Below are 2,608 nucleotides of genomic sequence, written 5' to 3'. Positions count from 1 at the left end.
GTGCAGCTGCCCGGGCCGGCCGTCTCGAAGGCCCCCACCGGCTCCCCCCCCCCGCGCCCCCGGCCGCGCGCCTGCGGGCCCCCGGCCGGGGCGCGCACCCGACGTCGCGGCCCCGGAACGCGAAGAACCCCACCGAAGTGGGGTTCCGCTGGTGTCCGAGGGGGGACTTGAACTCTCCACTCGGGCACCAGCCTTTACATGCCCTGACCTGCACAAATACCCGATGAACGGCGGTATCTAGGTGGGCGCTTCTCCGGTCCTTTCCTGCTGTTTCCTGCGGCTTCCGGGCGCTGTTGGTCATCCGTTGGTCACATGACCAACCATGCCGCTCATGATGGAAGAGTCGAGTACCGCTCAATGCTCGCTCGGCCCGTGGACCGGTCGAGTAGGCGCAGCTCCCACGGTCCGGTGTTCACGTCGAAATCCTTGCCGAACCCCACCCACTTGCCCGCCATGCGGCGGCCGGTGGGCTCGATCAGCATCTGAATGGCCCCGTGATAGCGGGCTCCCTGGTAGTAGCCATCGGCCGCAGTCTGTTCGGTCCAGGTGCCCGTGATGACGTTTCGGTCCACGGTGAGATCCAGAGACAGGGGGCTGTCCGGGTTGGTCGAGGCTCCGGGCAAGCTCTGCGCCGTCAGCCGGTTGCCGTGCTGGACGATCACGACGTAGTGCTTACAGTCGAACGTCTCGTCACGGCTGGACGAGTAGAACTCATACCGCGACAGCCAGATACCCGCGTACTCACCCTGAGCTTCTGTCTCCGGGCTTGCGGCGGCACCGGCGGTACCGAGTTCTCCTGCTTCCATGTCGTGGCCTCCTGCGCCGTCTGAGTGGACGCGTGTCATGGGGATGGCAAAACCCAGCGACTCGGGGGCGCGGCCCGTGAACCGTTTCAGCGCCCGCGCGTACAGCGGACGGCATGTCTTGGTCTCTCCGGACTCCCAGCGTTGCACGAGTCGCTTGGAGGCGTCGTTGGGTTCGCCCAGCTCCTCACCCGCTTTGCGTAGCCCGTAGCCCCTGGGCAAATTCGTCCTGGCTGAGGTTCATCGACTTGCGTACTGAGGTCAGCACGTCGTTAGGGATTCGCTCACGCTCGGCCGTGGTCGTCATGATCTGAGGCTAGCCACGACGCGCTTCCAATGACACCGGTTTGACGCCTTCGGCTCGACACCGAGATGACGCCCGAGGGACGCCGGGAACGTCGCCGCGATGGTTACGGCCGATCCGGAACATGGTCGTCATGTCCATCCGCATCAGCACCTACAAGGTGCGAGCAGACGGTACGCAGACAGAGCCCCAGACCCTCTACGAGGGAGAGGGCGGGGAGCCCCTCGCTACTGGCTTAATGCCCCCGTGCTCATGCCCCCAGTGCCGAGGCGGACGACAGAACCGGAGTACATCCGACCCCCGATTACATGGAGGCCAGCCAGCATGAATACGGCAGTAGTGATCCGCGACCCGAAGGCGTACGTCACGCCGGACGTTTGGGAGCGGGAGGTGACGCTCCTTCTCCGGAACCCGGACAACACCCGGGAACTGGCGGAGGCCAAGTTCGGGCAGGCCGTCGCCTACCTGGTCACGTGCGGTGAGAACCCGGACCTGCTCATGGGTCCGTCGAAACAGGTGGACGAGGCGTGGCACTCGTTCATGCTGGACTCGATCCCGTACCACCACTTCACGGGCCGGCACTTCGGCCGGTACATCCACCACGTTCCCGAGCTGGGCGACGGGCGCGACTCGCAGGACGGCGGTCCGCTGGTTCTGGAGCGGATGCTCGTGCGTGCGGTAGCTCTCTGACCCTGCCTGCTCGGGCATGACGATGCCTCCGATGCGTACGCCAGGGGTTTGCCAGAACGGCTGTGTGCCTGTCTCAGGCGCTCTCGCCGATGTCCCGGGTCCCTCGTGAACTGGGATGAGGGGTCCATCGAACTGGGCTGGGTGGTGGTCGAGGAGGCCAACGCCTACCGGCTGCGCAAGCTCACCAAGGACGGCGACGACAACGCGCGGATCTACGTGGACCAGTCCGTGATGAACGTCCTGAAGTGGCAGCGGGAACGCCAGGACGCGGAGCGGGAACGGCTCGGCCCCGCCTGGGTGGACCATGACCTGGTGTTCGCCCGTGACGGCTTCAAGCTGTACCGGGGTGAGGCAGGCGGACCCCAGGACCCCGAGAAGGTGTCGGCACGGTGGCGCACCATGCGCAACCGGCTGCACCTGCCCGAGGACTTCCGTATCCACGACTGGCGGCACAGCAAGGTCACGAACGACCTGGAGGCCGGGGAGAACCCCGTCGAGGTTTCCGCGAACGTCCGGCACCACTCGCCGGGCTCCACCATGGCCCGGTACGGCCATACACGTAAGGACGGAGCGCGCCGACTGGCAGCCTCCGGAGCGGGCCGACTCGGCCTGTCATCCCTGGTTTGACCTGGGGATTCGCTCGGCTGTTGGTCACGTGGTTGGTCACGCCACAGCCTGAGAAACAGAAAAACCCCACGTGAAGTGGGGTCTCTGCTGGTGTCCGAGGGGGGACTTGAACCCCCACGCCCGATAAAGGGCACTAGCACCTCAAGCTAGCGCGTCTGCCATTCCGCCACCCGGACAAGGTGTC

Annotated in this window: 2 protein-coding genes, 1 tRNA gene and 1 pseudogene; 2 read left to right on the top strand and 2 right to left on the bottom strand. The window is 65.9% G+C overall.

The genetic code is table 11. From position 1 onward, the window contains the following. Positions 1–329: 329 nt before the first annotated feature. A pseudogene (locus ABZ371_RS31490) lies at positions 330–1,110 on the bottom strand (XRE family transcriptional regulator). Positions 1,111–1,431: 321 nt separating this feature from the next. Here ABZ371_RS31490 and ABZ371_RS31485 point away from each other — a divergent pair. After that, positions 1,432–1,797 carry a hypothetical protein gene (locus tag ABZ371_RS31485; RefSeq protein WP_358686110.1) on the top strand — a complete coding sequence of 122 codons (366 nt, stop codon included), beginning with the start codon at positions 1,432–1,434 and terminating at the stop codon, positions 1,795–1,797. 105 nt (positions 1,798–1,902) lie between these two features. Next, positions 1,903–2,424 carry a hypothetical protein gene (locus ABZ371_RS31480; RefSeq protein WP_358686108.1) on the top strand — a complete coding sequence of 174 codons (522 nt, stop codon included), beginning with the start codon at positions 1,903–1,905 and terminating at the stop codon, positions 2,422–2,424. 88 nt (positions 2,425–2,512) lie between these two features. Here the strand turns inward: ABZ371_RS31480 and ABZ371_RS31475 are convergent. Beyond that, positions 2,513–2,600 (bottom strand) — tRNA-Leu (locus ABZ371_RS31475). Positions 2,601–2,608: the final 8 nt, after the last annotated feature.

It is taken from the genome of Streptomyces sp. NPDC005899 (assembly GCF_040629645.1).
Lineage (GTDB): Bacteria > Actinomycetota > Actinomycetes > Streptomycetales > Streptomycetaceae > Streptomyces.
This window is presented reverse-complemented; position numbering and strand designations above follow the sequence as displayed.

What these genes read in the sequence shown, in the direction of transcription:
- ABZ371_RS31485 (WP_358686110.1), top strand. Translation starts at nt 1,432, where the DNA reads ATGAATACGGCAGTAGTGATCCGCGACCCGAAGGCGTACGTCACGCCG.